The organism is Mycobacterium tuberculosis complex sp. N0072 (genome assembly GCF_030323725.1).
GTDB classification, from domain to species: domain Bacteria; phylum Actinomycetota; class Actinomycetes; order Mycobacteriales; family Mycobacteriaceae; genus Mycobacterium; species Mycobacterium tuberculosis.
In genome coordinates, this window is the sequence record NZ_CP040689.1 from 862,077 (window position 1) to 888,839 (window position 26,763).

The following is a 26,763-nucleotide window of genomic DNA, read 5'->3' on the forward strand; positions in this document are numbered from 1 at the left end:
GTTAAACTCCCGTTCGCCGGCGGTAGCGCACGCAAGCGGGCTGGGCCAACTGCACCACCATCTTCGAATGGTCGTTACGATAGCTTTCTGGCGGTTGCGCCATCTCAAACTCATACTCGCGCAACAACACCGAGAAGATCGCTTTGATCTGCATGATGGCGAACGCCGCCCCCACGCAACGATGCCGGCCGGCGCCGAACGGAATCCACGTCCAGCGGTTGAGCAGATCTTCCTGGCGCGGCTGCTCGTATCGTGCTGGCACGAAGTCGTGGGGATCGGGGAAGTCTTCGGGGATCCGGTTGGAGATCGCCGGGGAGGCCGCCACCAGATCGCCCTCATGAATCCGGTGGCCTTGCACCTCGAACTCGCCCTTGGCCACTCGCATGAGGATGATCAGCGGAGGGTGCAGGCGCAGCGTCTCTTTCAGCACGTTTTCCAGCTGCGGAATCTGGCGCAGCGCATGGAAACTCACCGATCGGCCGTCGCCGTACAGCTCGTCGAGTTCGTCGATCACGGCCGCGTAGGCGTCGCGATGGCGCATCAACTCGATCAGCGTCCACGAAGCCGTACCCGAGCTGGTGTGATGGCCGGCGAACATCATCGAGATGAACATGCCGGTGATCTCGTCGGCCGAGAACCGGGGAGTGCCGGTCTCAGCCTTGACGGCGATGAGCACGTCGAGCATGTCACGGTCGCTCTTGTCGGTGGGTGGGTTGGCGATCCGGCCGTTCATGATGTCCGCAACCAGTGCCACCAGACCATTGCGGGCTTCGTCGCGGCGACGGAAGCTCTCGATCGGCAGATACGGGTCGACGTAGGCTAGTGGGTCGGTGCCGCGCTCCAACTCGTGATAGAGCTTGGCGAATCGCCCGTCGAGCTGGTCGCGGAACTTCTTGCCGATCAGGCAGGCCGAGGAGGTGTAGATGGTCAGCTCGGCGAAGAAGTCCAGCAGATCGATCTCGCCGGCCTCACCCCAGTCGGCGATCATCCGTCGGACTTGATCTTCGATGGTGGCGGCGTGGCCCTTCATCTGCTCGCCGCGTAGCGCGGCATTGTGCAGCATCTCTTTACGCCGTTCCGGGCTGGCGTCGAACACCACGCCCTCGCCGAAGATCGGCGTCATGAACGGGTATGCCTTGGCCTGGTCCAGGTCGTCGTCGCCCGCCCGGAAGAAGAATTCGTTGGCGTGCGAGCCGGACAGCAGCACGACCTGCTTCCCGGCCAGCTGGAAGGTACCGACGTCTCCGCATTCGTCGCGGACCCGTTGCATCAGCCCGATCGGATCGGTGCGGAACTCCTCGAGGTGGCCGTGTTCGTCGTGGCCACCCGAAACCCGGGGTAGTGCAACAGCGCTCATTAGCCCGGCATCCCCTCTTCGCCCAGTACTAGCTTCTGACGGTGCGCGGGCGCATCCCTCAGCGGGGCCTCCGGTTGAATCTCCATGTTCACCACGACACACCCGCGCGGCGTTTCTGCGACGAACGCGATAGCGCGTGCCAGGTCGCTGGGTCGCAAGAAGTAGTTGTGCCGGGCCTGCCCCCACTTTGCCCAGTCCGCCAGCATTGGGCCGACTTGTTCGGCCGACAGCTGCCAGCCCATACCGGTCAGCGTGGGTCCCGGATGCACGATCGATGCGCGAACACCGGTGCCTTCCAACTCCATCTGCAGGTTGGTGACCATAGCGGCCAGACCGGCCTTGGCGGCGCCGTAGGCACCCATATGCGGGCGTTGGCGCAGGCCCACATCGGATCCGACGAAGATGAGGTCACCTCGCCGGCGTGCCACCATGGCCGGTAGCACGGCCGTGGCCAGCCGGTTGGCACCGACCAGGTGTATCTGAACCTGCTCTGCAAAGGCCTCGGTGCTGACCTCGTGCAGCTGTCCCGGGAGCATGTCGCCTGCACTGGACACCAGCAGTTCGACCTCGCCGAGTGCCTCGACCGTTTGCGCCACAAACGATTTCACCGACTCGGGATCGGTCACGTCGAGGGGGAAGGCTACCGCCTCGCCACCGTCGGCGCGGATTTTGTCGACCAGCTCGGCCAACTTGTCCATGCGGCGGGCCCCCAAGGCGACCGGAAACCCGCGGCCGGCGAGTTCGGTTGCGGTGGCCGCGCCGATGCCCGACGATGCGCCGGCGACGACGGTGGTCCGCCGGGCGGGGTGAGGTTCGAAGCGTGGCATTACCTGGCCTGCACGCTGATCGGCAGATGGGCAAATCCGCGCACGTTGCTGGAATGGACGCGCACGACGTTGTCGTCGTCGACTTCGTAGTTGCGGATCCGACGCAGCAGCGCGCCCAGGGCCACCCGGGCTTCCATCCGGGCCAGGTGAGCCCCCAGACAGAAGTGGGCACCGCTGCCGAAACTGACTAGTTTGCAGCCGATTTCGCGGCCGATGCGATAGTCGTCCGGGTCGTCGAACACCCGGTCGTCACGGTTGGCCGATCCCGGTAGCAGCAGCAACACCTCACCCTCGGGGATCGTGGTGTCGTACAACGTGAGATCGTGCGCGACGGTGCGGGCCAGAATCTGGCTGGACGTGTCGTAGCGCAGGGTTTCCTCCACCCACATCGGAATCCGGGAGTGGTCGGCGAATACGCGGGCCAGCTGGCCAGGGTGGTGGGCGGCCCAGTAGACGGCATTGGCCAGTAGCTTGGTGGTGGTCTCGTTGCCGGCGATCACCATGAGAAACAGGAACGCCATGATTTCCTGGTCGGAAAGCCGGTCGCCGTCGAGCTCGGCTGCCAGCAGTGCCGACGTCAGATTGTTCGCGGGCCGCCGCCGGAATTCCGCGATCAGGTCAGCGTAATATCTCATCAGCTCGATCGACGCCGCCATCGCCGGCGGGGGCACATCGGCCACGCCGTCCTCGCGGTGCAGCACCGCATCGGCCAGCGCGCGGATGCGGGCCCGGTCGGTGTCGGGCACGCCTATCAGCTCTGAAATCACATCCATCGGCAGCTTGCCAGCGAATTCTGCTACGAAATCGAAACTTTCGGTTTGCAGGGCCGAATCCAGGTGAATGCGGGCAAGTTCGAGCACCTGCGGCTCGAGTTCACGGATCCGCCGTGGGGTGAAGCCCTTGGACACCAAGGTACGCATCCGCAGATGTGCGGGGTCGTCCATGGCCAGCATCGACATTACCCGGTACGCCTCAGAAGTGCGTGAGGACGGATCCAGGGATACCCCATAGGCATTCGACAACGCCGTGCTGTCCCGGAAGCCTTGCAGCACGTCGTGGTGCCGCGACACCGCCCAGAAATTGCGTTCCTCGTTACGGTACAGCGGGGCCTCGTCCCGCAGCCGACGATAATACGGGTACGGGTCTTCGTGAAAGTCGTAGTCGTAGGGGTCCAGGACCAGTTCGGGGTCACCGACGCGGACGGTCATTCGCTGCCACCAGTGCTCGGCTCGTTAGCTCCGGCCAAGATCAGGCCCACCACGTACCCGAGTCGATCGGCGATCTCGTGGTAGGTGAAGGTGCCGCTGCCGGCCTGTACGAGCGCTCCGAAGAACGCCATCTCGAGTGCGAACACGGTACCGGGATCGGCGCCAGGTCCGATCGCCGATGTGATGCGGCGGTGGATCTCGGCGCCGATTCGGTCGCGCACCGCACGCACCGCGGGGTCGGCGCCGCCGTCGAGCAGCGCCGCCGTGCACGCCGCGCCGATTTCGGGTTCGTCGGCAACCACCAGCGCCAGGTGTCGCAACGAGCTCGTCACCCGGATAGGCATCGGGACGTTGACGTCGGTGACGCAGGGGACCTGGCGGACCAGGTCGAGGTAGACCTCGGCGATCAGATGGTTCTTCGACGAGAAGTATGTGTAGGCCGTCGCCGGGGCTACCTTGGCGCGGGCCGCCACCAGGCGCACCGTCAGGTCGGCGTATGACTTCTCCCGCAGGGTCGCCATGGCGGCAGCTAGCACCTTGCGGAAGGTTGCCTGCTGGCGGCGGTTGCGTGACACCGCTTCGGCGTGGGGTTCGGTTTGGCGCTGGGCCGGGGTGGTAACCAGTACATCGCTGGACACATGTCCAAGCTATCGGATGGTCGCGGCAGGAGGCAAGCCAGTCTGCTAAACATGCAGCTAACATGGGACTGTCCGCGACGCGACGTGGCCCCTGGTGCATCGGTCAGGACGGTGTAGCGGCCTTGCGGATACGGTCTCGATGAGGCAATATCGGACAAGTGTCCAATCGATGATGAGAGTCGGAGAAGTTGGGAGCGGTAGATGGCCCTGTGGGGCGACGGAATTAGTGCGCTGCTCATCGACGGCAAACTATCGGACGGCCGTGCGGGCACCTTCCCGACGGTCAATCCGGCCACCGAGGAAGTGCTGGGAGTCGCCGCCGACGCCGATGCCGAGGACATGGGCCGCGCCATCGAGGCCGCGCGGCGGGCGTTCGACTCGACCGACTGGTCCCGCAATACCGAACTTCGGGTGCGGTGTGTTCGGCAACTGCGCGACGCAATGCAACAGCACGTCGAAGAACTACGCGAACTGACGATCTCCGAGGTGGGCGCGCCGCGGATGCTCACCGCCAGCGCCCAGCTGGAAGGCCCGGTCGGGGATCTATCGTTTGCGGCGGACACGGCCGAGTCCTACCCGTGGAAGCAGGACCTCGGCGAGGCATCGCCGTTGGGCATCGCCACCCGGCGCACCCTCGCACGGGAGGCCGTCGGTGTCGTCGGCGCCATCACCCCGTGGAACTTCCCGCACCAGATCAATCTCGCCAAGCTAGGTCCGGCGCTAGCCGCGGGTAACACCGTCGTTTTAAAGCCGGCGCCTGACACACCGTGGTGCGCAGCAGCGCTCGGGGAAATCATCGTCGAGCACACCGACTTCCCACCGGGCGTTGTCAACATCGTCACCTCCAGCAGTCACGCTTTGGGGGCGCTGTTGGCCAAAGACCCTCGGGTGGACATGATTTCGTTCACCGGTTCTACTGCGACCGGCCGTGCCGTAATGGCCGATGCCGCGGCCACCATCAAAAAGGTTTTTCTGGAACTGGGTGGCAAGTCGGCGTTCGTCGTGCTCGACGACGCTGACCTAGCCGCTGCCAGCGCGGTATCGGCGTTCTCGGCTTGCATGCACGCCGGGCAGGGGTGCGCAATCACGACCCGGCTGGTGGTGCCACGGGCCCGTTATGAAGAGGCGGTTGCCATCGCGGCAGCCACCATGTCGTCGATCAGGCCCGGCGATCCCAACGACCCCGGAACCGTTTGCGGGCCGTTGATTTCGGCCCGACAACGGGATCGTGTGCAGGGCTACCTCGACCTGGCGGTCGCCGAAGGCGGAAGGTTCGCATGCGGTGGCGCGCGGCCGGCGGATAGAGAGGTCGGTTTCTACATCGAGCCCACGGTCATCGCAGGGTTGACCAATGACGCCAGAGTCGCCCGAGAGGAGATCTTCGGACCGGTGCTCACGGTGATTGCCCACGACGGTGACGATGATGCGGTGCGCATCGCCAACGACTCGCCATACGGCTTGTCGGGCACCGTGTATGGCGCCGACCCGCAGCGCGCCGCGAGGATTGCCTCGCGGCTGCGGGTAGGCACCGTCAACGTCAATGGGGGTGTCTGGTACTGCGCCGACGCGCCGTTCGGCGGCTACAAGCAATCCGGTATCGGACGCGAGATGGGTCTCCTCGGCTTCGAGGAGTACTTAGAAGCCAAACTCATTGCTACCGCTGCAAATTAGCTAGCGGGTTGACAGCGCAGAAAGGAAGCCATGTTCGACAGCAAGGTGGCTATCGTCACCGGGGCTGCCCAGGGTATCGGGCAGGCCTACGCTCAGGCGTTGGCCCGCGAAGGTGCCTCGGTGGTCGTCGCTGACATCAACGCCGACGGTGCCGCGGCGGTAGCCAAGCAGATTGTCGCCGACGGCGGTACTGCGATTCATGTGCCCGTTGACGTGTCCGACGAGGATTCCGCTAAAGCCATGGTCGACCGCGCCGTCGGTGCTTTCGGCGGCATCGACTATCTGGTGAACAATGCGGCGATCTACGGTGGCATGAAGCTCGATCTGTTGTTGACCGTGCCGTTGGACTACTACAAGAAATTCATGAGCGTCAACCACGACGGCGTGCTGGTGTGTACCCGCGCGGTGTACAAGCACATGGCCAAACGGGGCGGCGGCGCGATTGTCAACCAGTCCTCGACCGCGGCCTGGCTGTATTCCAACTTCTACGGCCTGGCCAAGGTCGGTGTCAACGGGCTGACGCAGCAGCTGGCCCGCGAGCTGGGCGGAATGAAGATAAGGATCAATGCGATCGCACCCGGACCGATCGACACCGAAGCTACCCGCACCGTCACCCCCGCAGAGCTGGTCAAGAACATGGTGCAGACCATCCCGCTGTCGCGGATGGGTACACCGGAGGATCTGGTGGGCATGTGCCTGTTCCTGCTGTCGGATTCGGCATCGTGGATCACCGGGCAGATCTTCAATGTCGATGGCGGACAGATCATCCGGTCATGACCGGCGCCGGCGCCGATGCAGAGCGGGGCGATGAGGTGGGGGCACGCCCCCACAAGTGGGAGGTACCCCCATCCGCTGGCGGGGGAGAGCGGCGCTCATGACCGCTCACCCGGAGACACCACGCCTGGGATATATCGGCTTGGGTAATCAAGGCGCGCCGATGGCTAAGCGTCTGCTCGATTGGCCTGGCGGACTGACCGTTTTCGATGTGCGGGTCGAGGCCATGGCACCGTTCGTCGAGGGCGGCGCCACCGCAGCGGCAAGCGTCTCCGACGTCGCCGAAGCCGACATCATCAGCATCACCGTGTTCGACGACGCGCAGGTGAGTTCGGTGATCACCGCCGACAACGGACTGGCGACGCACGCCAAGCCCGGCACTATTGTCGCGATTCACTCCACCATCGCCGACACGACAGCAGTCGATCTGGCCGAAAAGCTCAAGCCGCAGGGGATCCACATCGTGGATGCACCGGTCAGCGGCGGCGCGGCGGCGGCCGCCAAGGGTGAGTTGGCCGTGATGGTCGGCGCTGACGACGAGGCGTTCCAGCGGATTAAAGAGCCATTTTCGAGGTGGGCTTCGCTGTTGATTCATGCCGGGGAACCGGGCGCTGGCACCCGGATGAAACTGGCGCGCAACATGTTGACTTTCGTCTCTTATGCCGCCGCCGCCGAGGCGCAGCGGCTGGCCGAAGCCTGTGGCTTAGACCTCGTGGCGCTCGGGAAGGTGGTGCGGCACAGCGACTCATTCACCGGCGGCGCGGGAGCGATCATGTTCCGCAACACCACTGCGCCGATGGAGCCGGCTGACCCGCTGCGGCCGTTGTTGGAGCACACCCGCGGCCTGGGTGAGAAAGACCTGAGTCTGGCGTTGGCCCTGGGCGAGGTGGTATCGGTCGACCTGCCGCTGGCCCAGCTGGCGCTGCAACGGCTGGCCGCCGGCCTCGGGGTACCGCACCCGGACACCGAGCCAGCAAAGGAGACATGATGGACGAGCTGCGCCGCACCGGCCTGGACAAAATGAACGAGGTTTACGCCTGGGACATGCCCGACATGCCAGGTGAGTTTTTTGCCCTGACCGTCGATCACCTATTCGGCAGGATCTGGACCCGTCCCGGCCTGTCCATGCGGGACCGGCGGATGGCCGTGATCGCGGTGCTGACCGCTCAAGGCCAGTCGGATCTGCTCGAGGTCCAAGTCAACGCCGTCCTGCATAACGACGAACTCACCATAGACGAGCTGCGTGAACTCGCTGTGTTCATTACCCACTATGTCGGCTTCCCGCTGGGCTCGCGGCTGAACAGTGCGATCGAGCGGGTAGCGGCCAAGCGTAAGCAGGCGGCCGAGAACGGCTCGCTGCCCGACACGAAAGCCAACGTCGCCGAAGTTCTTGCTAAGGAATCTGGTAAATCGAGCTAGTCTGACGTGTCGTGCGCGTCCTGGTAATCGGTTCGGGTGCCCGCGAACATGCGCTATTGCTGGCGCTCGGCAAAGACCCGCAGGTTTCGGGGCTAATCGTTGCTCCCGGCAATGCAGGCACCGCTCGGATCGCCGAGCAGCACGACGTCGACATCACCTCCGCCGAGGCGGTGGTCGCCCTGGCTCGCGAAGTCGGCGCTGACATGGTGGTGATTGGCCCCGAGGTACCGTTAGTGCTCGGGGTGGCCGACGCCGTGCGCGCGGCCGGCATCGTGTGTTTCGGGCCCGGTAAGGACGCGGCTCGCATCGAAGGCTCCAAAGCATTCGCCAAGGACGTCATGGCGGCGGCCGGTGTGCGCACCGCGAACAGCGAAATCGTAGACAGCCCAGCGCACTTGGACGCGGCCCTGGACCGGTTCGGGCCGCCTGCCGGTGACCCGGCCTGGGTGGTCAAAGACGACCGGCTAGCCGCCGGCAAGGGTGTGGTGGTGACAGCGGACCGCGATGTCGCGCGCGCACACGGAGCTGCCCTGCTCGAGGCCGGGCACCCGGTGTTGCTGGAGTCCTACCTGGACGGCCCGGAGGTATCGCTGTTCTGTGTCGTCGACCGCACCGTCGTGGTGCCGCTGCTGCCGGCACAGGACTTCAAGCGAGTCGGTGAGGACGACACCGGACTTAACACCGGCGGTATGGGCGCCTACGCGCCGCTGCCGTGGTTGCCCGACAACATCTATCGGGAGGTGGTCAGCCGGATCGTCGAACCCGTTGCGGCCGAACTAGTCCGGCGTGGAAGCTCGTTTTGCGGATTGCTGTATGTTGGTCTCGCGATTACCGCCCGCGGGCCGGCGGTGGTCGAGTTCAACTGCCGATTCGGCGATCCGGAGACCCAAGCCGTGCTGGCCTTGCTGGAGTCTCCGCTCGGCCAACTGCTTCATGCCGCCGCTACCGGGAAGCTGGCCGATTTCGGCGAGTTGCGGTGGCGTGACGGTGTGGCCGTAACAGTGGTACTGGCGGCCGAAAACTATCCCGGGCGCCCCCGGGTCGGCGACGTCGTTGTCGGCTCCGAAGCCGAGGGGGTGCTGCACGCCGGAACCACGCGGCGCGACGATGGCGCGATCGTTTCGTCCGGTGGCCGGGTGCTGTCGGTGGTGGGCACCGGTGCCGACTTGTCCGCAGCACGCGCACATGCGTATGAAATCCTCAGTTCAATTCGGTTGCCAGGAGGTCATTTCCGCAGCGATATCGGTTTACGGGCGGCCGAGGGGAAGATCAGCGTCTAGCAGGCTGCGGCTTGGCCATCACGGCGGGGATCGCTGGCCGCGAGGTACCCATCGTCGAGCCGCCAGATTGCCTGACAACTCCCGAACTGGCTGTAGTCCGCTACTGCGACCAAGTCATGCCCACGCTGCCGCAGTTCATCGAGAGTTGAATCCGGGAAGCCGTTTTCGAAACTGACCCGCATACCGTTCACCCAGCGGAACCGAGGGCCGTCACAGGCCGCCTGGGGGTTCTGGCCGTAGTCGGCGATGCGCACCAGCACCTGCACGTGACCCTGGGGTTGCATCATGCCGCCCATCACCCCGAAGCTCATCACCGGCGCACCGTCGCGGGTCACAAAACCTGGGATGATCGTGTGATAGGGGCGCTTCCGTGGCCCAACCCGGTTCGGATGTCTCGGCACCACAGTGAAATCCGAGCCGCGATTGTGCAGCGAAATGCCGGTGCCGGGCACCACCACACCGGAGCCGAACCCAAGGTAGTTCGACTGAATCATGGACACCATCATTCCCGCAGCATCGGCGGCGGCCAGATAGACGGTGCCGCCTCGCGGGATGCCGGTGGCCGCCGGCATTGCCCTCTTTGGATCGATCAGCGTGGCGCGCTGCCGCAGATACTCCTTGTCGAGCAGGCGCTTCGGGTGCACCGGCATGTAGTCGATGTCGGCGACACACGCTTGCGCGTCGGCGAAGGCAAGCTTCAGTGCTTCGATCTGCACGTGCACACTTTCAGCGGAATCCACTGACCACGATGACATATCGAAATGCTCGAGGATTCCGAGGGCGATCAAGGCCACGATGCCCTGGCCGTTGGGCGGTATCTGGTGGATGGTGTACCCGCGGTAGGTTCCCGTGATCGTGTCGACCCAGTCCACGCGATGGGCGGCGAGGTCGTCGGCACGCATCACCCCGCCGTTTGCCGCCGAGTGCGCCTCGAGTTTGGCGGCCAGCTCTCCCCGGTAGAACTCCTCACCGTTGGTCGCCGCGATCTTCTCTAGCGTCGCCGCGTGGTCAGGAAAGGTAAACAGCTCACCGGGTTTCGGCGCTCGTCCGCCGGGCATGAACGCATCGGCGAATCCGGGCTGGGATGCGAACAACGGCACCTGTGCCGCCCATTGTGCCGCGACGGTCGGTGAGACCAGAAAGCCGTTGCGGCCGTACGAGATGGCGGGCTCGAAGAGTGTTTCGAATGGTAGCCTGCCGAACCTGGCGTGCAGTTCCACCCAGGCCGACACCGCACCGGGCACCGTCACGGAGTTCCAGCCGAGCACGGGAACGGCGTTGCCGCCGAAGTACTCTGGCGTCCACGCCGAGGGTGAGCGGCCGGACGCGTTCAGGCCGTGCAGTTTTTGCCCGTCCCAGACGATGCTGAAGGCGTCCGAGCCGATGCCATTGGACACCGGTTCCACCACGGTGAGGGTGATGGCTGTGGCGACGGCGGCGTCGACCGCGTTGCCGCCGTCGGCCAGCATCCGAAGACCCGCTTGCGCGGCCAGCGGTTGTGACGTGCACACGACGTTTGTCGCCAGGATGGGCATGCGCGGCCAAGCGTAGGGGAAGGTCCAACCAAACGGCGTGCTCACGCCGCTTAACCTGTGAGCAGCGGCGCGAACCAGGTCAGCTCGGCGGGTAGCTGTGCGCTCCAGAACCCACCGTTGTGCCCGCCAGGGGAGAAGCCGCCCGCCGGCGGGTGGGGCAGCTGCGCCACGAACTGCTTGGTTGCGGCATAAAACGGATCGCTGTTGCCGCAATCGACCCGGATCGGGATGGACCCCAATGCGGGGAGTCCGAAAACCGAGTTCGCCGACCAGTCGTCGGGTCCGTCGAAGGAGCCGGGTGCGACGGAACCGGCGGATAGCCACAGTGCCGGGCTGACCGCGCAGATCGCTGCGGTGCGTGCCGGTCCAAGGCGGCTGCCGAGCAGCAAAGCGCCGTAGCCGCCCATCGACCAGCCCAGAAACGCTACCCGGGAGGTGTCCAGCCGCTGGGTGTCCAATAGCGGAATGAGCTCGTTGAGCACCATTGCCCCCGCGTCCTCGCCAGAAGCCCGCTGGTGCCAGTAGCTGCTGCCTCCGTCCACGGAGACCACCGCGAACGGTGGCAACCCGGCGTTGACGGCCTGGGCCAGGCCCTGCTCGACGCCGCCGTCCATCACGGCCGATGCGCTACCGCCCAAGCCGTGCAGTGCGATCACGGGCCGCAACGCCTGGGTCTGGCCGGGTGGGCGGGCGATGGCCCAGTTGGTCATCTTCCCGGCGCGCGCTGCCGACACGAACGAGCCGGTGGACATCGTCGGCGCCGCCTGAGCCGGGGGGGCCGGATCGAGTGCTGGTGTCGGCGCCAATGGAACGTTTGTGCCAATCGCCGCCGCCGGTGCGGCATGTGAAGTTCGGGGCTGCAACAGCATGTCGATCGCATATGCTGAGGTAGCGCCAAGGACCGTGCCGGCGCCGAGACCGAGCACGGCGCGGCGGCTCAACTCTGGCATGCGGGCCATCATGCCATGGACGTTTGGCCGAATTGGCAATGCAGTACCACTTTGACTGGCAGCATGGATGGGCGTGACAGCAGCGGTCACTCCAAAAGGAGAACGTCGGCGGTATGCGTTGGTCAGCGCCGCCGCGGAGCTGCTCGGCGAGGGCGGGTTCGAGGCGGTACGCCACCGGGCGGTGGCGCGGCGGGCCGGTTTGCCGTTGGCGTCTACCACCTACTACTTCTCGTCGCTCGACGATTTGATCGCTCGCGCGGTCGAACACATCGGAATGATCGAGGTGGCTCAGCTGCGAGCCCGGGTCAGTGCGCTGTCCCGGCGACGTCGGGGGCCCGAGACCACCGCCGTTGTGCTGGTTGACCTGCTGGTGGGGGAAATGTCCAGTCCGGGGCTTGCCGAGCAGCTGATCTCACGATACGAGCGCCATATCGCCTGTACCCGCCTGCCTGACCTGCGCGAAAGCATGCGCCGCAGCCTGCGTCAGCGCGCTGAGGCCGTGGCCGAGGCCATCGAGCGCTCCGGCCGCTCCGCACAGATCGAACTGGTGTGTACGTTGATCTGTGCGGTCGACGGATCGGTGGTCTCGGCGCTGGTCGAAGGGCGGGACCCGCGTGCCGCTGCGCTGGCGACGGTGGTCGACCTCATCGACGTGCTCGCGCCCGTCGACCAGCGTCCGGTGCCGTTCTGAAGTCGGTGGGCAGCGACGGCGTGACAATGTACCCGGTGGTGAAGTCCCCATAGATCGTGACATCGGCGGGCCGGCGTTGGGCGTACAACGCCACGTAGGCGCATACGACGGCGTCGATCGGATCCTCGGCGGCCCGCAGGTCGCTTTTTCGCTGCGCGACCGTCACCTGCCGGCGCAACGAGACCCAATCCGGCTGACCGGCTACCTGCATCCGAACCCCGGCCTGGGCGAGCCCCTCGACGCCGTCCATCAGTCGCAATAGCTCCGATTTGAGCAGGTCAACGCTGCGTCCCGGCTTGGCCTTGTACTTCAGCGCGCGGGGTAGCCGAAACAGCGCCACCGTAGCCGGGTGCGGATAGACCTCGATGGCCCGCCGCGTGGCGGACGAAAGAGGATCCATATCCAGCGCCAGTTGGCGGGCCAGCCGGGCGGCGCGTGGAACGTCGGCAAACTCGGGCTTTTCGGTGTTGGCCGGATACGCGCCGGCCTCGAATTGTCGGAAGTCTCGATTCAGTGCGGCCTCCGCCGGCCGCTGGCCGGTGCGGTTGGCCACCACCAGCGGCGCGTCGAAGGCGACCAGGCAATCGCCCACAACGTAGGGCCGCAGCGCCGCCAGCACGGAGGCATCGTCGCGAGCAGCACCGACCCCCACCAGACACCCGTCCGCGTCGACAGCCGCGACACCGGTCGGATTGCGGCCGGCCCAGGCGAGGTCCACGCCGACGAAGTACATCTGCCCAGGGTATGGCGGGGCCGCGGCGTATGTGCTGTGGTGTCACATCCGTCACTTGCGCCTCTGTCAGAGGGATGCGCGTTGTGCCCGTCTCATAGCGACATCGCCCGGGCGGCACCGGGACCGGGCGTTGCCGAGTTGTCGCGATGAGTCGGGCACATCGGGTGCTCCCTGGCGCCGGGACTCGTGTGACAACTGCGACTACTAGGCCCGCGACCGTAAGCTGTGTCTTTGTGAGGGCCAAGTGAGCATTCCCAACGTGCTGGCCACCCGATACGCCAGCGCCGAGATGGTCGCGATCTGGTCGCCGGAGGCCAAGGTGGTCTCGGAGCGGCGGTTATGGCTGGCCGTATTGCGGGCACAGGCAGAGCTGGGGGTAGCGGTTGCCGATTCGGTGCTCGCCGACTACGAACGTGTGGTCGACGATGTGGACTTGGCCTCGATCTCAGCCCGGGAGCGGGTGCTGCGCCACGATGTCAAGGCCCGCATCGAGGAATTCAACGCATTGGCCGGTCATGAGCACGTGCACAAGGGGATGACCAGCCGCGACCTGACCGAGAACGTGGAGCAACTGCAGATTCGGCGGTCGCTGGAAGTGATTTTCGCCCATGGGGTGGCGGCGGTGGCGCGGCTGGCCGAGCGGGCGGTGAGCTACCGTGACCTGATCATGGCCGGGCGCAGCCACAACGTGGCCGCTCAGGCCACCACCTTGGGCAAGCGGTTCGCCTCGGCGGCCCAAGAGATGATGATCGCGTTGAGGCGGTTGAGGGAGTTGATCGACCGCTACCCCCTGCGTGGCATCAAGGGCCCGATGGGCACCGGTCAGGACATGCTCGATCTGCTGGGCGGTGACCGTGCGGCGCTGGCCGATCTCGAGCGGCGCGTCGCCGACTTCTTGGGCTTTGCAACTGTTTTCAACAGCGTGGGGCAGGTGTATCCGCGTTCATTGGACCACGACGTGGTTTCGGCTCTGGTGCAGCTCGGCGCGGGGCCGTCATCACTGGCACACACGATTCGATTGATGGCCGGCCACGAGCTCGCCACCGAGGGTTTCGCGCCGGGTCAGGTCGGTTCGTCGGCGATGCCGCACAAGATGAACACCCGCAGCTGCGAACGGGTCAACGGGCTGCAGGTTGTGCTACGCGGCTATGCATCCATGGTGGCCGAGTTAGCCGGTGCACAGTGGAACGAGGGTGATGTGTTTTGCTCCGTGGTGCGCCGGGTTGCGTTGCCGGACAGCTTCTTTGCCGTCGACGGGCAGATCGAGACGTTTTTGACGGTGCTGGACGAGTTCGGCGCCTACCCGGCGGTGATCGGCCGCGAGTTGGATCGTTATCTGCCGTTCCTGGCCACCACTAAGGTGCTAATGGCGGCCGTGCGCGCGGGGATGGGTCGCGAGTCCGCGCACCGGTTGATCTCCGAGCACGCGGTGGCGACGGCGCTGGCCATGCGAGAACACGGCGCGGAGCCCGACCTGCTGGACCGGTTGGCCGCCGATCCGCGGCTGCCGCTGGGACGAGACGCTTTGGAGGCCGCGCTGGCCGACAAGAAGGCATTTGCCGGTGCCGCGGGTGACCAGGTCGATGATGTGGTCGCGATGGTGGACGCGCTGGTGAGCCGTTACCCGGACGCGGCTAAATACACGCCGGGTGCAATTCTTTAGTGTCATGACTACCGCCGCCGGGCTTTCGGGCATCGATCTGACCGATCTGGACAACTTCGCCGACGGCTTCCCCCATCACCTCTTCGCCATCCACCGTCGTGAAGCGCCGGTGTATTGGCATCGGCCGACCGAGCACACCCCGGACGGGGAGGGCTTCTGGTCGGTGGCTACCTACGCCGAAACCCTTGAGGTGTTACGTGATCCGGTGACCTATTCGTCGGTCACCGGGGGCCAACGTCGGTTTGGGGGCACGGTGCTGCAGGATCTGCCGGTCGCCGGCCAGGTGCTCAACATGATGGATGATCCCCGGCACACCCGTATCCGGCGGTTGGTCAGCTCGGGCTTGACACCACGGATGATCCGGCGGGTCGAAGACGATCTGCGCCGCCGGGCGCGTGGATTGCTCGATGGCGTAGAACCCGGAGCGCCTTTCGACTTCGTGGTCGAGATCGCTGCCGAATTGCCCATGCAGATGATCTGCATTCTGCTGGGTGTGCCGGAGACGGATCGACATTGGTTGTTCGAGGCGGTTGAGCCGGGATTCGATTTCCGCGGCTCCCGCAGGGCGACGATGCCGAGGCTGAACGTCGAGGATGCCGGATCGCGGTTATACACCTACGCATTGGAGCTGATCGCCGGTAAACGCGCCGAACCTGCCGACGACATGCTGTCCGTCGTCGCCAACGCTACCATCGACGATCCGGACGCGCCGGCGCTGTCCGACGCCGAACTGTACCTGTTCTTCCATCTACTGTTCAGCGCCGGCGCGGAAACCACCCGTAACTCCATTGCCGGCGGGCTGCTGGCGCTGGCCGAGAACCCTGACCAACTGCAAACGCTGCGAAGCGATTTTGAGTTGTTGCCGACTGCGATCGAAGAGATCGTGAGGTGGACGTCGCCGTCACCATCGAAGCGGCGCACGGCGTCCCGTGCGGTCAGCCTGGGCGGCCAGCCGATCGAGGCGGGTCAGAAGGTTGTGGTGTGGGAGGGCTCGGCCAACCGTGATCCCAGCGTGTTCGACCGCGCGGACGAGTTCGATATCACCCGAAAACCCAATCCGCACCTGGGTTTCGGTCAGGGGGTGCACTATTGCCTGGGCGCCAATCTGGCTCGGCTGGAACTGCGGGTGCTGTTCGAGGAACTCTTGTCCCGCTTTGGCTCAGTGCGGGTGGTGGAACCCGCGGAATGGACACGTAGCAACCGGCATACCGGCATCCGGCACCTAGTCGTTGAATTGCGCGGAGGCTAGTCCCCGCGCAGCGGGATTCCGGCGGCCCGCAACTCGAGCGCGGCCAGCGCACGCATGGTGGCGGGATCCTCTCGTCGCCAGGCGCCGACCGGATCGGTGCTGACGGCGGCCAGTTTGCCCGGCGGCCGGTTCGCCAATGCGCGCAGCGCCAGCAGCTGGCGACCGGCTGGGGTCGCCGCCAGGGTGGTAACGGTCCACTTGCGCCGGCAGAACCGCAGCCGCAGGAACAGCCAGGGCATGGCCACGGCAAGAATCGGCGTCGCGGCGACCGCCAGCGCGAGCACTACCGCAAGCCAGCCGGCCGTGGTGTCCAGGTTGTGGCCGGCGCCGGCGATGTCAAGGGCGGCCTGGCTTGCGGCGGTGATGGGGTTGCTGAGCGCGTCGCCCACCACCGGGATACGCTGGGCGTCCTGGCCCGCGGCCGCCAGGTTGCCGGCAATCCCGTGCGAGCCGATTTCGATTTGGCGGCCGGCCTCGCCGATTATCGAGATGGCGTCGTGCACGGCGAGGCCGACGAGCATCCATAGCGTCGTCCACACCGCGACAGTGATATCGCTGATCAGTTGGGCCAGCAGTCGGCCGGGCGTGGTGGCATACGGCAAGAAGCGCGATCTCATACCAGAGATACCAGCACAGGGCGCCGTCGTGCGGCGGATAGGCTGGCGCGATGCGCCCCGCATTGTCCGACTACCAGCATGTGGCCAGCGGTAAGGTCCGCGAGATCTACCGTGTCGATGACGAGCACCTGCTGCTGGTTGCCAGCGACCGGATCTCGGCGTACGACTACGTCCTGGACAGCACCATCCCGGACAAGGGCCGCGTCCTGACCGCCATGAGCGCATTCTTCTTCGGGCTCGTCGATGCCCCTAACCATCTGGCCGGGCCGCCGGACGACCCGCGTATCCCCGACGAGGTGCTGGGCCGCGCGCTGGTGGTGCGTCGGCTGGAGATGCTGCCGGTGGAATGTGTGGCCCGTGGCTACCTGACCGGTTCGGGGTTACTGGATTACCAGGCAACCGGGAAGGTATGCGGTATCGCGCTGCCGCCGGGCCTGGTCGAGGCCAGTCGGTTCGCCACACCGCTGTTCACCCCGGCGACTAAAGCCGCGTTGGGGGACCACGACGAGAACATCTCGTTTGACCGGGTGGTGGAGATGGTAGGCGCGTTGCGTGCCAACCAGCTGCGTGATCGTACTCTGCAGACGTATGTGCAGGCCGCCGATCACGCTCTCACCCGCGGAATCATTATCGCCGACACCAAGTTTGAATTTGGCATCGACCGCCACGGCAACCTGCTGCTGGCCGACGAAATCTTCACACCGGACTCGTCGCGGTACTGGCCTGCCGACGACTACCGGGCCGGCGTGGTCCAGACCAGCTTCGACAAACAGTTTGTCCGCAGCTGGCTCACCGGCTCCGAGTCCGGCTGGGATAGAGGCAGCGATCGGCCGCCGCCTCCGCTCCCCGAGCATATCGTCGAGGCCACGCGTGCCCGTTATATTAATGCATACGAACGGATTTCCGAACTAAAATTCGACGACTGGATCGGCCCTGGCGCATGATGCACCGAACCGCACTACCCTCACCGCCCGTGGCCAAGCGGGTGCAGACCCGCCGGGAGCACCACGGCGACGTCTTTGTCGACCCATATGAATGGTTGCGCGACAAGGACAGCCCTGAAGTAATCGCCTACCTCGAAGCTGAAAACGACTACACCGAACGGACCACCGCGCACCTTGAGCCATTGCGGCAAAAGATCTTCCACGAAATCAAAGCGCGTACCAAGGAAACCGACTTATCGGTGCCGACGCGACGTGGCAACTGGTGGTACTACGCGCGGACCTTTGAGGGAAAGCAGTATGGCGTACACTGTCGTTGCCCGGTAACCGATCCCGACGACTGGAACCCACCAGAGTTCGACGAGCGCACCGAAATACCCGGTGAACAGCTTCTGCTCGACGAGAACGTGGAAGCTGACGGCCACGACTTCTTCGCACTGGGCGCGGCCAGCGTCAGCCTGGACGATAACCTCTTAGCGTATTCCGTTGATGTCGTAGGTGACGAACGATATACCTTGCGGTTCAAGGATTTACGCACCGGAGAACAGTACCCGGACGAGATCGCCGGGATCGGAGCGGGAGTCACCTGGGCAGCTGACAACCGCACTGTCTACTACACCACCGTGGACGCGGCCTGGCGTCCGGACACAGTGTGGCGATACCGACTAGGGTCCGGCGAATCGTCGGAGCGGGTTTACCACGAAGCCGATGATCGGTTCTGGCTCGCGGTGGGGCGTACTCGCAGCAACGCCTATCTGCTGATTGCGGCGGGGTCGTCCATCACTTCGGAGGTCCGTTACGCGCACGCGGCAGATCCGACAGCGCAGTTCAGCGTGGTGCTGCCGCGCCGCGACGGCGTCGAGTACTCGGTGGAGCATGCGGTCATAGCTGGCCAGGACCGGTTTCTGATCCTGCACAACGACGGCGCGGTGAACTTCACACTGGTAGAGGCCCCGGTCGAGGATCCTGCGCGGCAACGCACCCTCATCGCCCACCGCGACGACGTCCGACTCGACGCGGTGGATGCCTTGGCCGGCCATCTGGTAGTCAGCTATCGGCGCGAGGCGCTGCCGCGGGTTCAACTGTGGCCGATCGGGCCTGACGGAAACTATGGTGAGCCCGAAGAGATCTCGTTCGACTCCGAGCTGATGTCGGCCGGACTGGGGCCCAACCCCAACTGGGATTCGCCCAAACTGCGGGTCGGTGCCGGATCTTTCGTCACCCCGGTGCGGATCTACGACATCGACCTGGTCACTGGCGAGCGTACCTTGCTGAAAGAACAGCCCGTACTGGGCGGCTACCGCCGCGAAGACTATGTGGAGCGGCGTGACTGGGCGTACGGAGACGACGGCACCCGGATCCCGGTCTCGATAGTGCACCGAGCCGATATCGAATTCCCGGCACCTGCGTTGATCTATGGCTACGGCGCCTACGAGATCTGTGAGGATCCGCGGTTTTCCATCGCTCGGTTGTCGCTGCTGGATCGCGGGATGGTGTTCGTCGTCGCCCACGTTCGCGGCGGCGGTGAGATGGGCAGGCTGTGGTATGAAAACGGCAAGCTACTGGACAAGAAGAACACGTTCACCGACTTCATCGCGGTGGCAAGACATCTGGTGGACACGGGACTTACTTCCCAGCAGCAGCTGGTGGCATTGGGGGGTAGCGCGGGCGGTCTGCTGATGGGCGCGGTGGCCAACATGGCACCGGATCTCTTCGCCGGAATCCTTGCGCAGGTGCCGTTCGTGGACCCGCTGACCACCATCTTGGATCCATCGTTGCCGCTGACCGTCACCGAGTGGGACGAATGGGGAAATCCGTTGAACGACAGCGATGTCTATGCCTATGTGAAATCGTATTCGCCGTACGAGAACGTCACGGCCCAAAAGTACCCGGCCATCCTGGCAATGACGTCGCTGAACGACACCAGGGTCTATTACGTGGAGCCGGCCAAGTGGGTGGCCGCGTTGCGGCACGCCAAGACCGACGGCAATTCCGTGCTGTTGAAGACCCAGATGCACGCCGGTCATGGTGGGATCAGTGGCCGCTACGAGCGCTGGAAGGAGACCGCGTTTCAATACGGGTGGTTGCTAGCTACTGCCGACAGCGACCGTTACGGCGGCGGCCAGGGAAACGACCTCGATGGCGCTGCGCCAGCATAGCCGGTGGGATCGGCCATTCGGGATGCGTAGACATTGGCTCCGAACATGGCCAGCATCAGCGCCAGCGAGCATACCGCCGCTGCCATGCGGGTGTCGGGCAGCAACAGGCCCACGGCGACCAGGAGCCTCCAGCGCACCGGTGATGGTGACCAGCAGGCCGGGCGCAAGCAGCCCGGGTGAAACGATGGCGATGAGGTGGCCGCGCAGGGGCGGCGTGAAGTGAGCTCGGCTGCTCGACGGCTCCGATTCCGAACTGGTCGACGCCGAGACCGCCGCTGCCGCCGAGCTGGCGCGCGGGGTGGCGGCGCTGCGCGATCCCAACGCCCGGGCGAATCCGGCGGGTGCCGAGCTGGCGACCTGGTCGCTGGTGCACGGCTTTTCGACGCTGTGGCTCGACGATGCGGTCAACGCTGACGTGAAGCAGACGTCATGCGGATAGCAACGGTGCTCTTCGATGACTAGCCTGCTGTTTCGGCAGGAATGCCGCGGGGATCAGCGTCGAGACCACTAGCGCGGTCGCTATCACGAATACCACCGCGTAGGCGTGCGAAAGGTCATGCAGCAGTTGGGCCGCGAAGTTGGTTTGGCGCGGTAGCGAGGAAGGGTCAACCGCCGCCCCCCGCCCGGCGCCACTCTCTGGGGTCAGTGCGACTTTCTTTGCAGTAGCGATGATTTCGCTGTGATTGAACTGGTAGGTGAGCAGCACCGACATCAGTGCGGTCCCTATCGAACCGCCCACCTGCTGGTTGACGCTGATCAGCGTCGAACCGCGAGCGATCTGATGTGGGGCCAGGGTCTGCACTGCCGCCCCGGACAGTGGCATCATGGAGCAGCCCATGCCCATGCCCATGATTGCCAGCCCGGTCGGCAGAATGGGTAAGTAGTCCGCTTGCCGCGCGACACCAAAGGCGAAGGTGCCCAACCCCGCAGCGATCAGCATGATCCCAACCAGCACGATCTTGGCCGGTCCCCGTCGGTCCATCATCGCTCCGGCGATCGGCATCGCCAGCATGGCACCGAGGCCCTGTGGGATGATATGCACCCCCGATTGCATCGGTGATTGGTGCAACACTTGCTGGAGGTAGCTCGGGAGCAGCAAGAAGGAGCCAAACAGCCCGAGGGAGAGCACCGTCATCGTCATGTTGGCCTGCGCGACCGCTCGGTTCTGGAACAAGCGCATGTCTATGAGCGGATGTTCTGTGCGGTACCACGAATGTGCGACGAATGCCGCGATCAACGCCAGGCCGGTGATCGCCGGTATCAACACGTGCCGATCGGCCATCGTTCCACGGGCGGGGCTAGATGACACCCCGAACAGGAAGGTCGCCAGGCCCGGCGACAGCAACAAGAGGCCCATGTAGTCGAAGTTTTCCGACGCTGCCGGGCGATCTCTTGGGAACACGATCGCCGCCAAGACGAGCGCGGACAGCCCGACCGGCAGGTTGACCAAGAAAATCCAACGCCAGCCGTAGGCCCCGATGAGCCAACCACCCAGGATCGGCCCACCGACCGGGCCGAGCAGCATCGGAATGCCCACCACCGCCATCACGCGCCCCAGCCGCTTCGGGCCCGCCTCACGGGCCAAGATGGCAAAGGACACCGGCGTCAGCATGCCCCCACCGAAACCCTGGACAACACGAAATATGATGAGCAGCAAGATGTTTGGTGCTACTGCGCACAGCAGTGAGCCGAGGGTGAACGCCAATACCGAACCCATGAAAAGCCGCCTGGTGCCGAACCGGTCGGCCGCCCAACCGGCTGTCGGGATCACAGTGGCCAACGCGAGCATGTAGCCGGTCATGGTCCAGGCCACGACGGCCTGGGTGGACCCGAAATCGGCAACGAAGGTGCGTTGCGCGACGCTGACCACGGTGACGTCCACATGTGCCATCACCGAGGCCAGGACACACACTCCGGCGGTCCGAAGCAACCCCACATCGAGCCTATCGGGATAGCTGCGTTGGCCAGAGCGGGGCCGCCCCGCGGGGGTGATGGGCACCGGGGCATCGCCTTCCGCGGGACACGCTTCAACCATGGCGTTGCCGAGCATATCGATACCGGTCACGGGTACCGCGCGAGGATGTCGGGCGGTGCTTGGTTCCGGCGTCGGGTCATGGCCCTGGCGCCGAGCCGACGTGCGCTCGTTCTGCGCTGGTCAGGGTCCAGATATACGCCTGCTGTCCGCGTGTCCTTCACCGTCCGGAAACCTGGAATCGGCAGACTGCAAGCGTGTCTGGAAAACTGCTCGTGTCGGTCTCGGGGATAGGTGAGAGCACCCTGGCCGATGTCGACGCGTTCTGCGCGGAAATGGACGCCCGCTCGGTGCCGGTATCGTTGCTGGTGGCTCCGCGTATGCGCGATGACTACCGGCTCGACCGCGACCCACGCACCGTCGACTGGCTGACCGGTCGCCGGGCCGCCGGCGACGCTCTGGTACTGCATGGCTACGACGAAGCGGCCACCAAGAGGCGGCGCGGCGAATTCGCAATGCTGCGCGCACACGAGGCCAACCTGCGGCTGATGGCCGCCGACCGGGTGCTCGAACACCTTGGGCTGCGAACCCGACTGTTTGCGGCACCGGGCTGGCTGGTATCACCAGGTGTCCGTACAGCGTTGCCGGCCAATGGATTTCGGCTGCTTGCGGATCTCCATGGAATCACGGATCTGGTTCGGCTCACCACCGTGCGTGCCCGCGTGCTGGGCATCGGCGAGGGTTTCCTGGCGGAGCCCTGGTGGTGCCGGATGGTGGTGATGTCGGCCGAGCGGATCGCCCGGCGTGGGGGCGTCGTCCGGATTGCGGTGGCCGCCCGTCATTTGCGCAAGTCCGGTCCGCTGCAGGCGATGCTCGATGCCGTCGACCTGGCGATGCTGCAGGGGTGCACACCGATGGTGTACCGGTGGCGAGCCGATGCGGCGGTACTCGACGCGGCCTGACCGAGCGCCTGATCGGTGGCGTTAACCTGTACCGACATGAGCGATGCTGTAGCCGGTTCAGATGCCGAGGGGCTCACCGCTGATGCCATTGTCGTGGGAGCCGGATTAGCGGGCCTGGTAGCCGCTTGTGAGTTGGCCGACCGCGGCCTACGGGTGCTGATCCTCGACCAGGAGAATCGGGCCAACGTGGGCGGGCAGGCCTTCTGGTCGTTCGGCGGTTTGTTCTTGGTCAACAGTCCCGAGCAGCGCCGCTTGGGCATCCGTGATAGCCATGAGCTTGCTCTGCAGGATTGGCTGGGGACGGCGGCGTTCGACCGGCCCGAGGACTACTGGCCCGAACAATGGGCGCATGCTTACGTCGATTTCGCGGCGGGGGAGAAGCGCAGCTGGCTGCGGGCCCGCGGGCTGAAGATCTTTCCGCTGGTGGGCTGGGCCGAGCGTGGTGGTTACGACGCGCAGGGGCACGGCAACTCGGTGCCCCGTTTCCACATCACCTGGGGTACTGGGCCGGCTCTGGTCGACATATTCGTGCGTCAGCTGCGTGATCGCCCCACGGTGCGCTTTGCGCACCGCCACCAGGTCGACAAACTGATCGTCGAGGGTAACGCGGTGACAGGCGTTCGGGGTACCGTGCTGGAGCCCTCGGATGAGCCGCGCGGCGCGCCTTCGTCGCGAAAGTCTGTGGGGAAATTCGAGTTTCGCGCGTCAGCGGTGATCGTCGCCAGTGGTGGTATCGGTGGCAATCATGAGCTGGTGCGCAAAAACTGGCCGAGACGGATGGGCCGCATTCCCAAGCAACTGTTGAGCGGGGTGCCCGCGCACGTTGATGGCAGGATGATCGGCATCGCTCAAAAGGCCGGGGCTGCGGTGATCAATCCGGACCGGATGTGGCATTACACCGAAGGCATTACCAACTACGACCCGATCTGGCCGCGGCACGGTATCCGGATTATTCCGGGGCCGTCGTCGCTATGGCTGGATGCCGCGGGCAAGCGGTTGCCGGTACCGTTGTTTCCCGGGTTCGACACCCTCGGCACATTGGAGTACATCACCAAGTCTGGACATGACTACACCTGGTTCGTGTTGAATGCCAAGATAATCGAGAAGGAATTCGCGCTGTCCGGTCAGGAGCAGAACCCTGACTTGACCGGTCGGCGCCTGGGCCAGCTGTTGCGCTCTCGGGCTCACGCCGGCCCGCCCGGACCGGTGCAGGCATTCATCGATCGTGGTGTGGACTTCGTCCACGCGAACTCGTTGCGCGAGTTGGTGGCCGCGATGAACGAGTTGCCCGATGTGGTGCCGCTGGACTACGAGACGGTGGCAGCCGCGGTCACTGCGCGCGATCGTGAGGTGGTCAATAAGTACAGCAAGGATGGACAGATCACCGCGATTCGTGCCGCTCGCCGCTACCGAGGCGACCGATTTGGCCGGGTGGTGGCGCCACATCGGTTGACCGATCCGAAGGCCGGGCCGCTGATCGCGGTCAAGCTGCACATCCTGACTCGAAAGACGTTGGGTGGCATCGAAACTGACTTAGATGCTCGGGTGCTCAAGGCCGACGGTACGCCACTGGCCGGGTTGTATGCAGCCGGCGAGGTCGCCGGGTTCGGCGGGGGCGGTGTCCATGGCTACCGGGCCTTGGAGGGCACCTTCCTGGGTGGATGCATATTTTCCGGCCGCGCTGCCGGCCGCGGGGCCGCCGAGGATATCCGCTAGTTGTGGCCGCTTGACATAGGAGCTATTGCTCGCGCTAGAAGGTGACCGCGCTTTCCTCGGGCAACACCTGAAAGTCGGTGGTGGTCATCTCGGTGAGCCGGCCGTAGTAGATACCCCTGGCGTCCGGAGCGACGATGGCTTGGTGGATGGGTACCGCTCGTGCCGGAGCTACGGCCCGCAGGTAGTCGACCGCCTCGGAGATCTTCATCCATGGGGCCGCGGCGGGAGTGGCCAGTACGTCCACCTGCTCGCCGGGAACGAACAACGCGTCACCGGGATGCATCAGTCTTGCCCGATGTTTACTGTCGCCCACCAGATACGAAATGTTCTCTATCACAGGGATTTCCGGGTGGATCACCGCGTGGCAACCGCCGACCGCACGGACGGTCAGCTCCGCTAACGGCAGCTCGTCGCCAACGTGCACCGCCCGCCATGGCTCGCCCAGCTGCGCCGCCGTCTGCGGATCGGCGTACAGCTCGGCAGCCGGGTTGTCCTCGAGCAGGGTCGGCAGCCGCGTGACGTCTATGTGATCGGGGTGCTGGTGGGTGATCAAGATCGCGGACAAACCGGTGATTCCCTCGAAGCCGTGCGAGAAAGTACCGGGATCGAAGAGCAGGCGGGTTTGACCGAACTCAGCGAGGAGGCAGGAATGGCCGAAATGCGTGAGTTGCATGTTTACGATTGTGCCCTTATGGGGGCGTTTCCGATGCGGTTGATCCTGGCGACGATGCTGGTCGCCGGTCGCTTGTTGGCGACGCTCATGGCCGCGCCTAGCGCCCAGGCTGAGCCGGAAACCTGCCCGCCGATATGCGACCAGATTCCTGCTACCGCGTGGATCAGCACCCACGCCGTGCCGTTGAACTCGCAATACCGTTGGCCGGCAATGGCCGGCGCGGCAGTGGCGGTGACCAGGGCGACACCACGTTTCGGGTTCGAGCAGGTGTGCGCCACGCCGGCGTTCCCGCACGACAGCCGCGATTGGGCGGTCGCGGGCCGGGTCACGGTGGTCCACCCCGACGGCCAGTGGCAGTTGCAGGCTCAGGTGCTGCACTGGCGCGGGGACACCGCCCGCGGTGGCCAGATCGCGGCGTCGGTGTTTGGCACCGCCGTCGCCGCGTTACGCGCCTGCCAGCTGGGCGCACCGCTGCAGTCGCCGTCGGTCACCGACGACGAACCGACCCGGATGGCCGCGGTGATCAGCGGGCCGGTCATCATGCACACCTACCTGGTCGCGCACGTATCAAGCAGCACGATCAGCGAACTCACCTTGTGGTCGTCCGGGCCGCCACAAGTTCCGTGGCCTACGGTTGCGGACTCCGCGGTTCTGGACGCCCTGACCGCGCCGTTATGCGAAGCCTACATCGGCTCGTGCCCGTGACCAGGCGGGGCACCTGCCGCCGGTAGAGTTGGCGCGGGAATCATTGCCCGGCTCCTGGCGGCCGCTGTCGCCGGGCGCGGCGGGCAGATCTGAGGAGGAGCGCCGGTGGCCAGGGTGGTCGTGCATGTGATGCCCAAGGCGGAGATTCTTGACCCGCAGGGCCAGGCGATTGTCGGTGCGCTGGGGCGGCTTGGGCATCTCGGAATATCAGATGTGCGTCAGGGCAAGAGGTTTGAGCTGGAGGTCGACGATACGGTTGATGACACCACGCTTGCCGAGATCGCAGAATCACTGTTGGCCAACACCGTGATCGAGGACTGGACGATCAGCCGGGACCCGCAGTGACGGCGCGCATCGGTGTCGTCACGTTTCCCGGCACGCTCGACGACGTCGACGCCGCGCGCGCGGCGCGGCAGGTGGGCGCCGAGGTGGTCAGCCTGTGGCATGCCGACGCCGACCTTAAGGGTGTCGACGCCGTAGTGGTGCCCGGCGGATTTTCCTACGGTGACTACCTCCGGGCCGGAGCGATCGCCAGATTCGCTCCGGTGATGGACGAAGTGGTAGCTGCCGCGGACCGCGGCATGCCGGTGTTGGGGATTTGCAACGGCTTTCAGGTGCTGTGTGAGGCCGGGCTACTACCTGGTGCCCTGACCCGCAACGTGGGATTGCACTTCATCTGCCGGGATGTGTGGCTGCGGGTAGCGTCGACGTCGACGGCGTGGACATCGCGTTTCGAGCCTGACGCCGACCTGTTGGTTCCGCTGAAGTCCGGCGAGGGCCGTTACGTGGCGCCGGAGAAGGTGCTTGACGAACTAGAAGGCGAAGGCCGGGTGGTGTTCCGCTACCATGACAACGTCAACGGCTCGCTGCGCGACATCGCCGGCATCTGCTCAGCCAACGGCCGTGTCGTCGGCCTGATGCCGCACCCCGAACATGCGATTGAAGCGTTGACCGGGCCGTCCGACGACGGACTGGGTCTGTTCTATTCAGCGCTGGATGCCGTTCTGACGGGCTGAGGTCACC

At 65.2% G+C, this 26,763-nt stretch carries 28 protein-coding genes; 17 read left to right on the plus strand and 11 right to left on the minus strand.

Translation table 11 applies throughout. The features are described 5' to 3' along the window. Position 1 precedes the first annotated feature (1 nt). From cyp51 to FF952_RS04085, 4 genes are read right to left on the minus strand one after another with little or no spacing between them, the layout of a single operon-like run. On the minus strand, positions 2–1,357 hold the full coding sequence (cyp51, locus tag FF952_RS04070) for a lanosterol 14-alpha demethylase (RefSeq protein ID WP_003898577.1): 1,356 nt from the start codon (positions 1,355–1,357) through the stop codon (positions 2–4). Continuing rightward, positions 1,357–2,184 (minus strand): SDR family oxidoreductase, encoded by an 828-nt coding sequence (locus FF952_RS04075; protein ID WP_003898578.1) that lies wholly within the window; start codon positions 2,182–2,184, stop codon positions 1,357–1,359. The genes cyp51 and FF952_RS04075 overlap by 1 nt, the downstream gene beginning before the upstream one ends. Then, a complete protein-coding gene (locus tag FF952_RS04080) occupies positions 2,184–3,392 on the minus strand; it encodes a cytochrome P450 (protein ID WP_003403911.1) in 1,209 nt (402 codons plus the stop codon). Before FF952_RS04080 ends, FF952_RS04075 begins: the two co-directional genes overlap by 1 nt. Next, positions 3,389–4,030, minus strand: a complete 642-nt coding sequence (locus FF952_RS04085) for a TetR/AcrR family transcriptional regulator (RefSeq protein ID WP_003403915.1) — start codon at positions 4,028–4,030, stop codon at positions 3,389–3,391. Before FF952_RS04085 ends, FF952_RS04080 begins: the two co-directional genes overlap by 4 nt. A 201-nt stretch (positions 4,031–4,231) precedes the next feature. On the opposite strand from FF952_RS04085, the gene FF952_RS04090 reads away from it, so the two are divergent. The 5 genes from FF952_RS04090 to purD all read left to right on the plus strand — a co-directional run bounded on the left by FF952_RS04090 (position 4,232) and on the right by purD (position 9,174). Next, the gene (locus tag FF952_RS04090) at positions 4,232–5,701 is read left to right on the plus strand and encodes an aldehyde dehydrogenase (protein ID WP_003403919.1); all 1,470 of its coding nucleotides are present in this window, start codon (positions 4,232–4,234) and stop codon (positions 5,699–5,701) included. Between the two features lie 30 nt (positions 5,702–5,731). Continuing rightward, positions 5,732–6,478: an SDR family oxidoreductase gene (locus FF952_RS04095; RefSeq protein WP_003898579.1), complete on the plus strand. Its 747-nt coding sequence runs from the start codon at positions 5,732–5,734 to the stop codon at positions 6,476–6,478. 97 nt (positions 6,479–6,575) lie between these two features. Further along, positions 6,576–7,463 carry an NAD(P)-dependent oxidoreductase gene (locus tag FF952_RS04100; RefSeq protein WP_003403924.1) on the plus strand — a complete coding sequence of 296 codons (888 nt, stop codon included), beginning with the start codon at positions 6,576–6,578 and terminating at the stop codon, positions 7,461–7,463. Next, complete coding sequence (locus FF952_RS04105) at positions 7,460–7,894, plus strand: carboxymuconolactone decarboxylase family protein (RefSeq protein WP_003403928.1); 435 nt, start codon at positions 7,460–7,462, stop codon at positions 7,892–7,894. The genes FF952_RS04100 and FF952_RS04105 overlap by 4 nt, the downstream gene beginning before the upstream one ends. A gap of 11 nt (positions 7,895–7,905) precedes the next feature. Then, positions 7,906–9,174 (plus strand): phosphoribosylamine--glycine ligase, encoded by a 1,269-nt coding sequence (purD, locus tag FF952_RS04110; RefSeq protein WP_003898580.1) that lies wholly within the window; start codon positions 7,906–7,908, stop codon positions 9,172–9,174. Here the strand turns inward: purD and ggtA are convergent. Both ggtA and FF952_RS04120 read right to left on the minus strand, forming a co-directional pair. Beyond that, positions 9,171–10,754 (minus strand): gamma-glutamyltranspeptidase GgtA, encoded by a 1,584-nt coding sequence (gene ggtA / locus FF952_RS04115; protein ID WP_003911281.1) that lies wholly within the window; start codon positions 10,752–10,754, stop codon positions 9,171–9,173. The genes purD and ggtA overlap by 4 nt on opposite strands. A 5-nt stretch (positions 10,755–10,759) precedes the next feature. Continuing rightward, the gene (locus tag FF952_RS04120; protein ID WP_003403938.1) at positions 10,760–11,671 is read right to left on the minus strand and encodes an iron-stress inducible esterase; all 912 of its coding nucleotides are present in this window, start codon (positions 11,669–11,671) and stop codon (positions 10,760–10,762) included. A 55-nt stretch (positions 11,672–11,726) separates the two neighbouring features. Here FF952_RS04120 and FF952_RS04125 point away from each other — a divergent pair, with 55 nt between their 5' ends. Beyond that, on the plus strand, positions 11,727–12,350 hold the full coding sequence (locus FF952_RS04125) for a TetR/AcrR family transcriptional regulator (RefSeq protein ID WP_003403945.1): 624 nt from the start codon (positions 11,727–11,729) through the stop codon (positions 12,348–12,350). Here FF952_RS04125 and FF952_RS04130 read toward each other — a convergent pair. Then, positions 12,304–13,083 (minus strand): DUF429 domain-containing protein, encoded by a 780-nt coding sequence (locus tag FF952_RS04130; RefSeq protein WP_003403949.1) that lies wholly within the window; start codon positions 13,081–13,083, stop codon positions 12,304–12,306. The two genes, FF952_RS04125 and FF952_RS04130, sit on opposite strands and share 47 nt — an antisense overlap. Positions 13,084–13,327: 244 nt before the next feature. Here FF952_RS04130 and purB point away from each other — a divergent pair, with 244 nt between their 5' ends. After that, positions 13,328–14,746: an adenylosuccinate lyase gene (gene purB / locus FF952_RS04135; protein ID WP_003403952.1), complete on the plus strand. Its 1,419-nt coding sequence runs from the start codon at positions 13,328–13,330 to the stop codon at positions 14,744–14,746. A 4-nt stretch (positions 14,747–14,750) separates the two neighbouring features. Further along, complete coding sequence (locus FF952_RS04140) at positions 14,751–15,995, plus strand: cytochrome P450 (RefSeq protein ID WP_003898584.1); 1,245 nt, start codon at positions 14,751–14,753, stop codon at positions 15,993–15,995. Here the strand turns inward: FF952_RS04140 and FF952_RS04145 are convergent. Next, the gene (locus FF952_RS04145; protein ID WP_003403957.1) at positions 15,992–16,612 is read right to left on the minus strand and encodes a hypothetical protein; all 621 of its coding nucleotides are present in this window, start codon (positions 16,610–16,612) and stop codon (positions 15,992–15,994) included. The two genes, FF952_RS04140 and FF952_RS04145, sit on opposite strands and share 4 nt — an antisense overlap. A gap of 50 nt (positions 16,613–16,662) precedes the next feature. Between FF952_RS04145 and FF952_RS04150 the strand changes: the two genes are divergently transcribed. After that, a complete protein-coding gene (locus FF952_RS04150) occupies positions 16,663–17,556 on the plus strand; it encodes a phosphoribosylaminoimidazolesuccinocarboxamide synthase (RefSeq protein WP_003403962.1) in 894 nt (297 codons plus the stop codon). Next, a complete protein-coding gene (locus FF952_RS04155; RefSeq protein ID WP_003898586.1) occupies positions 17,553–19,712 on the plus strand; it encodes a S9 family peptidase in 2,160 nt (719 codons plus the stop codon). The genes FF952_RS04150 and FF952_RS04155 overlap by 4 nt, the downstream gene beginning before the upstream one ends. On the opposite strand, the gene FF952_RS20900 is transcribed toward FF952_RS04155, so the two are convergent. Then, on the minus strand, positions 19,664–19,798 hold the full coding sequence (locus FF952_RS20900) for a hypothetical protein (protein ID WP_487666742.1): 135 nt from the start codon (positions 19,796–19,798) through the stop codon (positions 19,664–19,666). The genes FF952_RS04155 and FF952_RS20900 overlap by 49 nt on opposite strands. Here FF952_RS20900 and FF952_RS04160 point away from each other — a divergent pair. Next, entirely contained in the window at positions 19,758–19,892 is a 135-nt protein-coding gene (locus tag FF952_RS04160) for a hypothetical protein (protein WP_003403972.1), read from the plus strand. The genes FF952_RS20900 and FF952_RS04160 overlap by 41 nt on opposite strands. Positions 19,893–20,010: 118 nt before the next feature. Continuing rightward, positions 20,011–20,151 carry a WHG domain-containing protein gene (locus FF952_RS04165; RefSeq protein ID WP_003403974.1) on the plus strand — a complete coding sequence of 47 codons (141 nt, stop codon included), beginning with the start codon at positions 20,011–20,013 and terminating at the stop codon, positions 20,149–20,151. On the opposite strand, the gene FF952_RS04170 is transcribed toward FF952_RS04165, so the two are convergent. Continuing rightward, on the minus strand, positions 20,140–21,762 hold the full coding sequence (locus tag FF952_RS04170) for an MFS transporter (RefSeq protein WP_003403977.1): 1,623 nt from the start codon (positions 21,760–21,762) through the stop codon (positions 20,140–20,142). The two genes, FF952_RS04165 and FF952_RS04170, sit on opposite strands and share 12 nt — an antisense overlap. A gap of 179 nt (positions 21,763–21,941) precedes the next feature. On the opposite strand from FF952_RS04170, the gene FF952_RS04175 reads away from it, so the two are divergent. Both FF952_RS04175 and FF952_RS04180 read left to right on the plus strand, forming a co-directional pair. Next, entirely contained in the window at positions 21,942–22,646 is a 705-nt protein-coding gene (locus FF952_RS04175; RefSeq protein ID WP_003403980.1) for a DUF2334 domain-containing protein, read from the plus strand. A 15-nt stretch (positions 22,647–22,661) separates the two neighbouring features. Then, positions 22,662–24,362 (plus strand): FAD-binding dehydrogenase, encoded by a 1,701-nt coding sequence (locus FF952_RS04180; RefSeq protein WP_003898590.1) that lies wholly within the window; start codon positions 22,662–22,664, stop codon positions 24,360–24,362. A gap of 34 nt (positions 24,363–24,396) precedes the next feature. Here FF952_RS04180 and FF952_RS04185 read toward each other — a convergent pair whose 3' ends face one another. Then, a complete protein-coding gene (locus FF952_RS04185; RefSeq protein WP_003403989.1) occupies positions 24,397–25,035 on the minus strand; it encodes an MBL fold metallo-hydrolase in 639 nt (212 codons plus the stop codon). On the opposite strand from FF952_RS04185, the gene FF952_RS04190 reads away from it, so the two are divergent. From FF952_RS04190 to purQ, 3 genes are all read left to right on the plus strand, one after another. Further along, positions 24,949–25,740: a hypothetical protein gene (locus FF952_RS04190; protein ID WP_021036368.1), complete on the plus strand. Its 792-nt coding sequence runs from the start codon at positions 24,949–24,951 to the stop codon at positions 25,738–25,740. The genes FF952_RS04185 and FF952_RS04190 overlap by 87 nt on opposite strands. Before the next feature lie 105 nt (positions 25,741–25,845). Next, a complete protein-coding gene (gene purS / locus FF952_RS04195; RefSeq protein ID WP_003403993.1) occupies positions 25,846–26,085 on the plus strand; it encodes a phosphoribosylformylglycinamidine synthase subunit PurS in 240 nt (79 codons plus the stop codon). Beyond that, on the plus strand, positions 26,082–26,756 hold the full coding sequence (gene purQ, locus FF952_RS04200) for a phosphoribosylformylglycinamidine synthase subunit PurQ (RefSeq protein WP_003403995.1): 675 nt from the start codon (positions 26,082–26,084) through the stop codon (positions 26,754–26,756). The genes purS and purQ overlap by 4 nt, the downstream gene beginning before the upstream one ends. Positions 26,757–26,763: the final 7 nt, after the last annotated feature.

Bases quoted from the DNA above. Each gene is read 5' to 3' on its own strand.
- cyp51 (WP_003898577.1), bottom strand. From the start codon at position 1,357: ATGAGCGCTGTTGCACTACCCCGGGTTTCGGGTGGCCACGACGAACAC.
- FF952_RS04075 (WP_003898578.1), bottom strand. From the start codon at position 2,184: ATGCCACGCTTCGAACCTCACCCCGCCCGGCGGACCACCGTCGTCGCC.
- FF952_RS04080 (WP_003403911.1), bottom strand. From the start codon at position 3,392: ATGACCGTCCGCGTCGGTGACCCCGAACTGGTCCTGGACCCCTACGAC.
- FF952_RS04090 (WP_003403919.1), top strand. From the start codon at position 4,232: ATGGCCCTGTGGGGCGACGGAATTAGTGCGCTGCTCATCGACGGCAAA.
- FF952_RS04095 (WP_003898579.1), top strand. From the start codon at position 5,732: ATGTTCGACAGCAAGGTGGCTATCGTCACCGGGGCTGCCCAGGGTATC.
- FF952_RS04100 (WP_003403924.1), top strand. From the start codon at position 6,576: ATGACCGCTCACCCGGAGACACCACGCCTGGGATATATCGGCTTGGGT.
- FF952_RS04105 (WP_003403928.1), top strand. From the start codon at position 7,460: ATGATGGACGAGCTGCGCCGCACCGGCCTGGACAAAATGAACGAGGTT.
- FF952_RS04120 (WP_003403938.1), bottom strand. From the start codon at position 11,671: ATGATGGCCCGCATGCCAGAGTTGAGCCGCCGCGCCGTGCTCGGTCTC.
- FF952_RS04125 (WP_003403945.1), top strand. From the start codon at position 11,727: ATGGGCGTGACAGCAGCGGTCACTCCAAAAGGAGAACGTCGGCGGTAT.
- FF952_RS04130 (WP_003403949.1), bottom strand. From the start codon at position 13,083: ATGTACTTCGTCGGCGTGGACCTCGCCTGGGCCGGCCGCAATCCGACC.
- FF952_RS04140 (WP_003898584.1), top strand. From the start codon at position 14,751: ATGACTACCGCCGCCGGGCTTTCGGGCATCGATCTGACCGATCTGGAC.
- FF952_RS04145 (WP_003403957.1), bottom strand. From the start codon at position 16,612: ATGAGATCGCGCTTCTTGCCGTATGCCACCACGCCCGGCCGACTGCTG.
- FF952_RS04150 (WP_003403962.1), top strand. From the start codon at position 16,663: ATGCGCCCCGCATTGTCCGACTACCAGCATGTGGCCAGCGGTAAGGTC.
- FF952_RS04155 (WP_003898586.1), top strand. From the start codon at position 17,553: ATGATGCACCGAACCGCACTACCCTCACCGCCCGTGGCCAAGCGGGTG.
- FF952_RS04160 (WP_003403972.1), top strand. From the start codon at position 19,758: ATGGCCAGCATCAGCGCCAGCGAGCATACCGCCGCTGCCATGCGGGTG.
- FF952_RS20900 (WP_487666742.1), bottom strand. From the start codon at position 19,798: ATGGCAGCGGCGGTATGCTCGCTGGCGCTGATGCTGGCCATGTTCGGA.
- FF952_RS04170 (WP_003403977.1), bottom strand. From the start codon at position 21,762: ATGCTCGGCAACGCCATGGTTGAAGCGTGTCCCGCGGAAGGCGATGCC.
- FF952_RS04185 (WP_003403989.1), bottom strand. From the start codon at position 25,035: ATGCAACTCACGCATTTCGGCCATTCCTGCCTCCTCGCTGAGTTCGGT.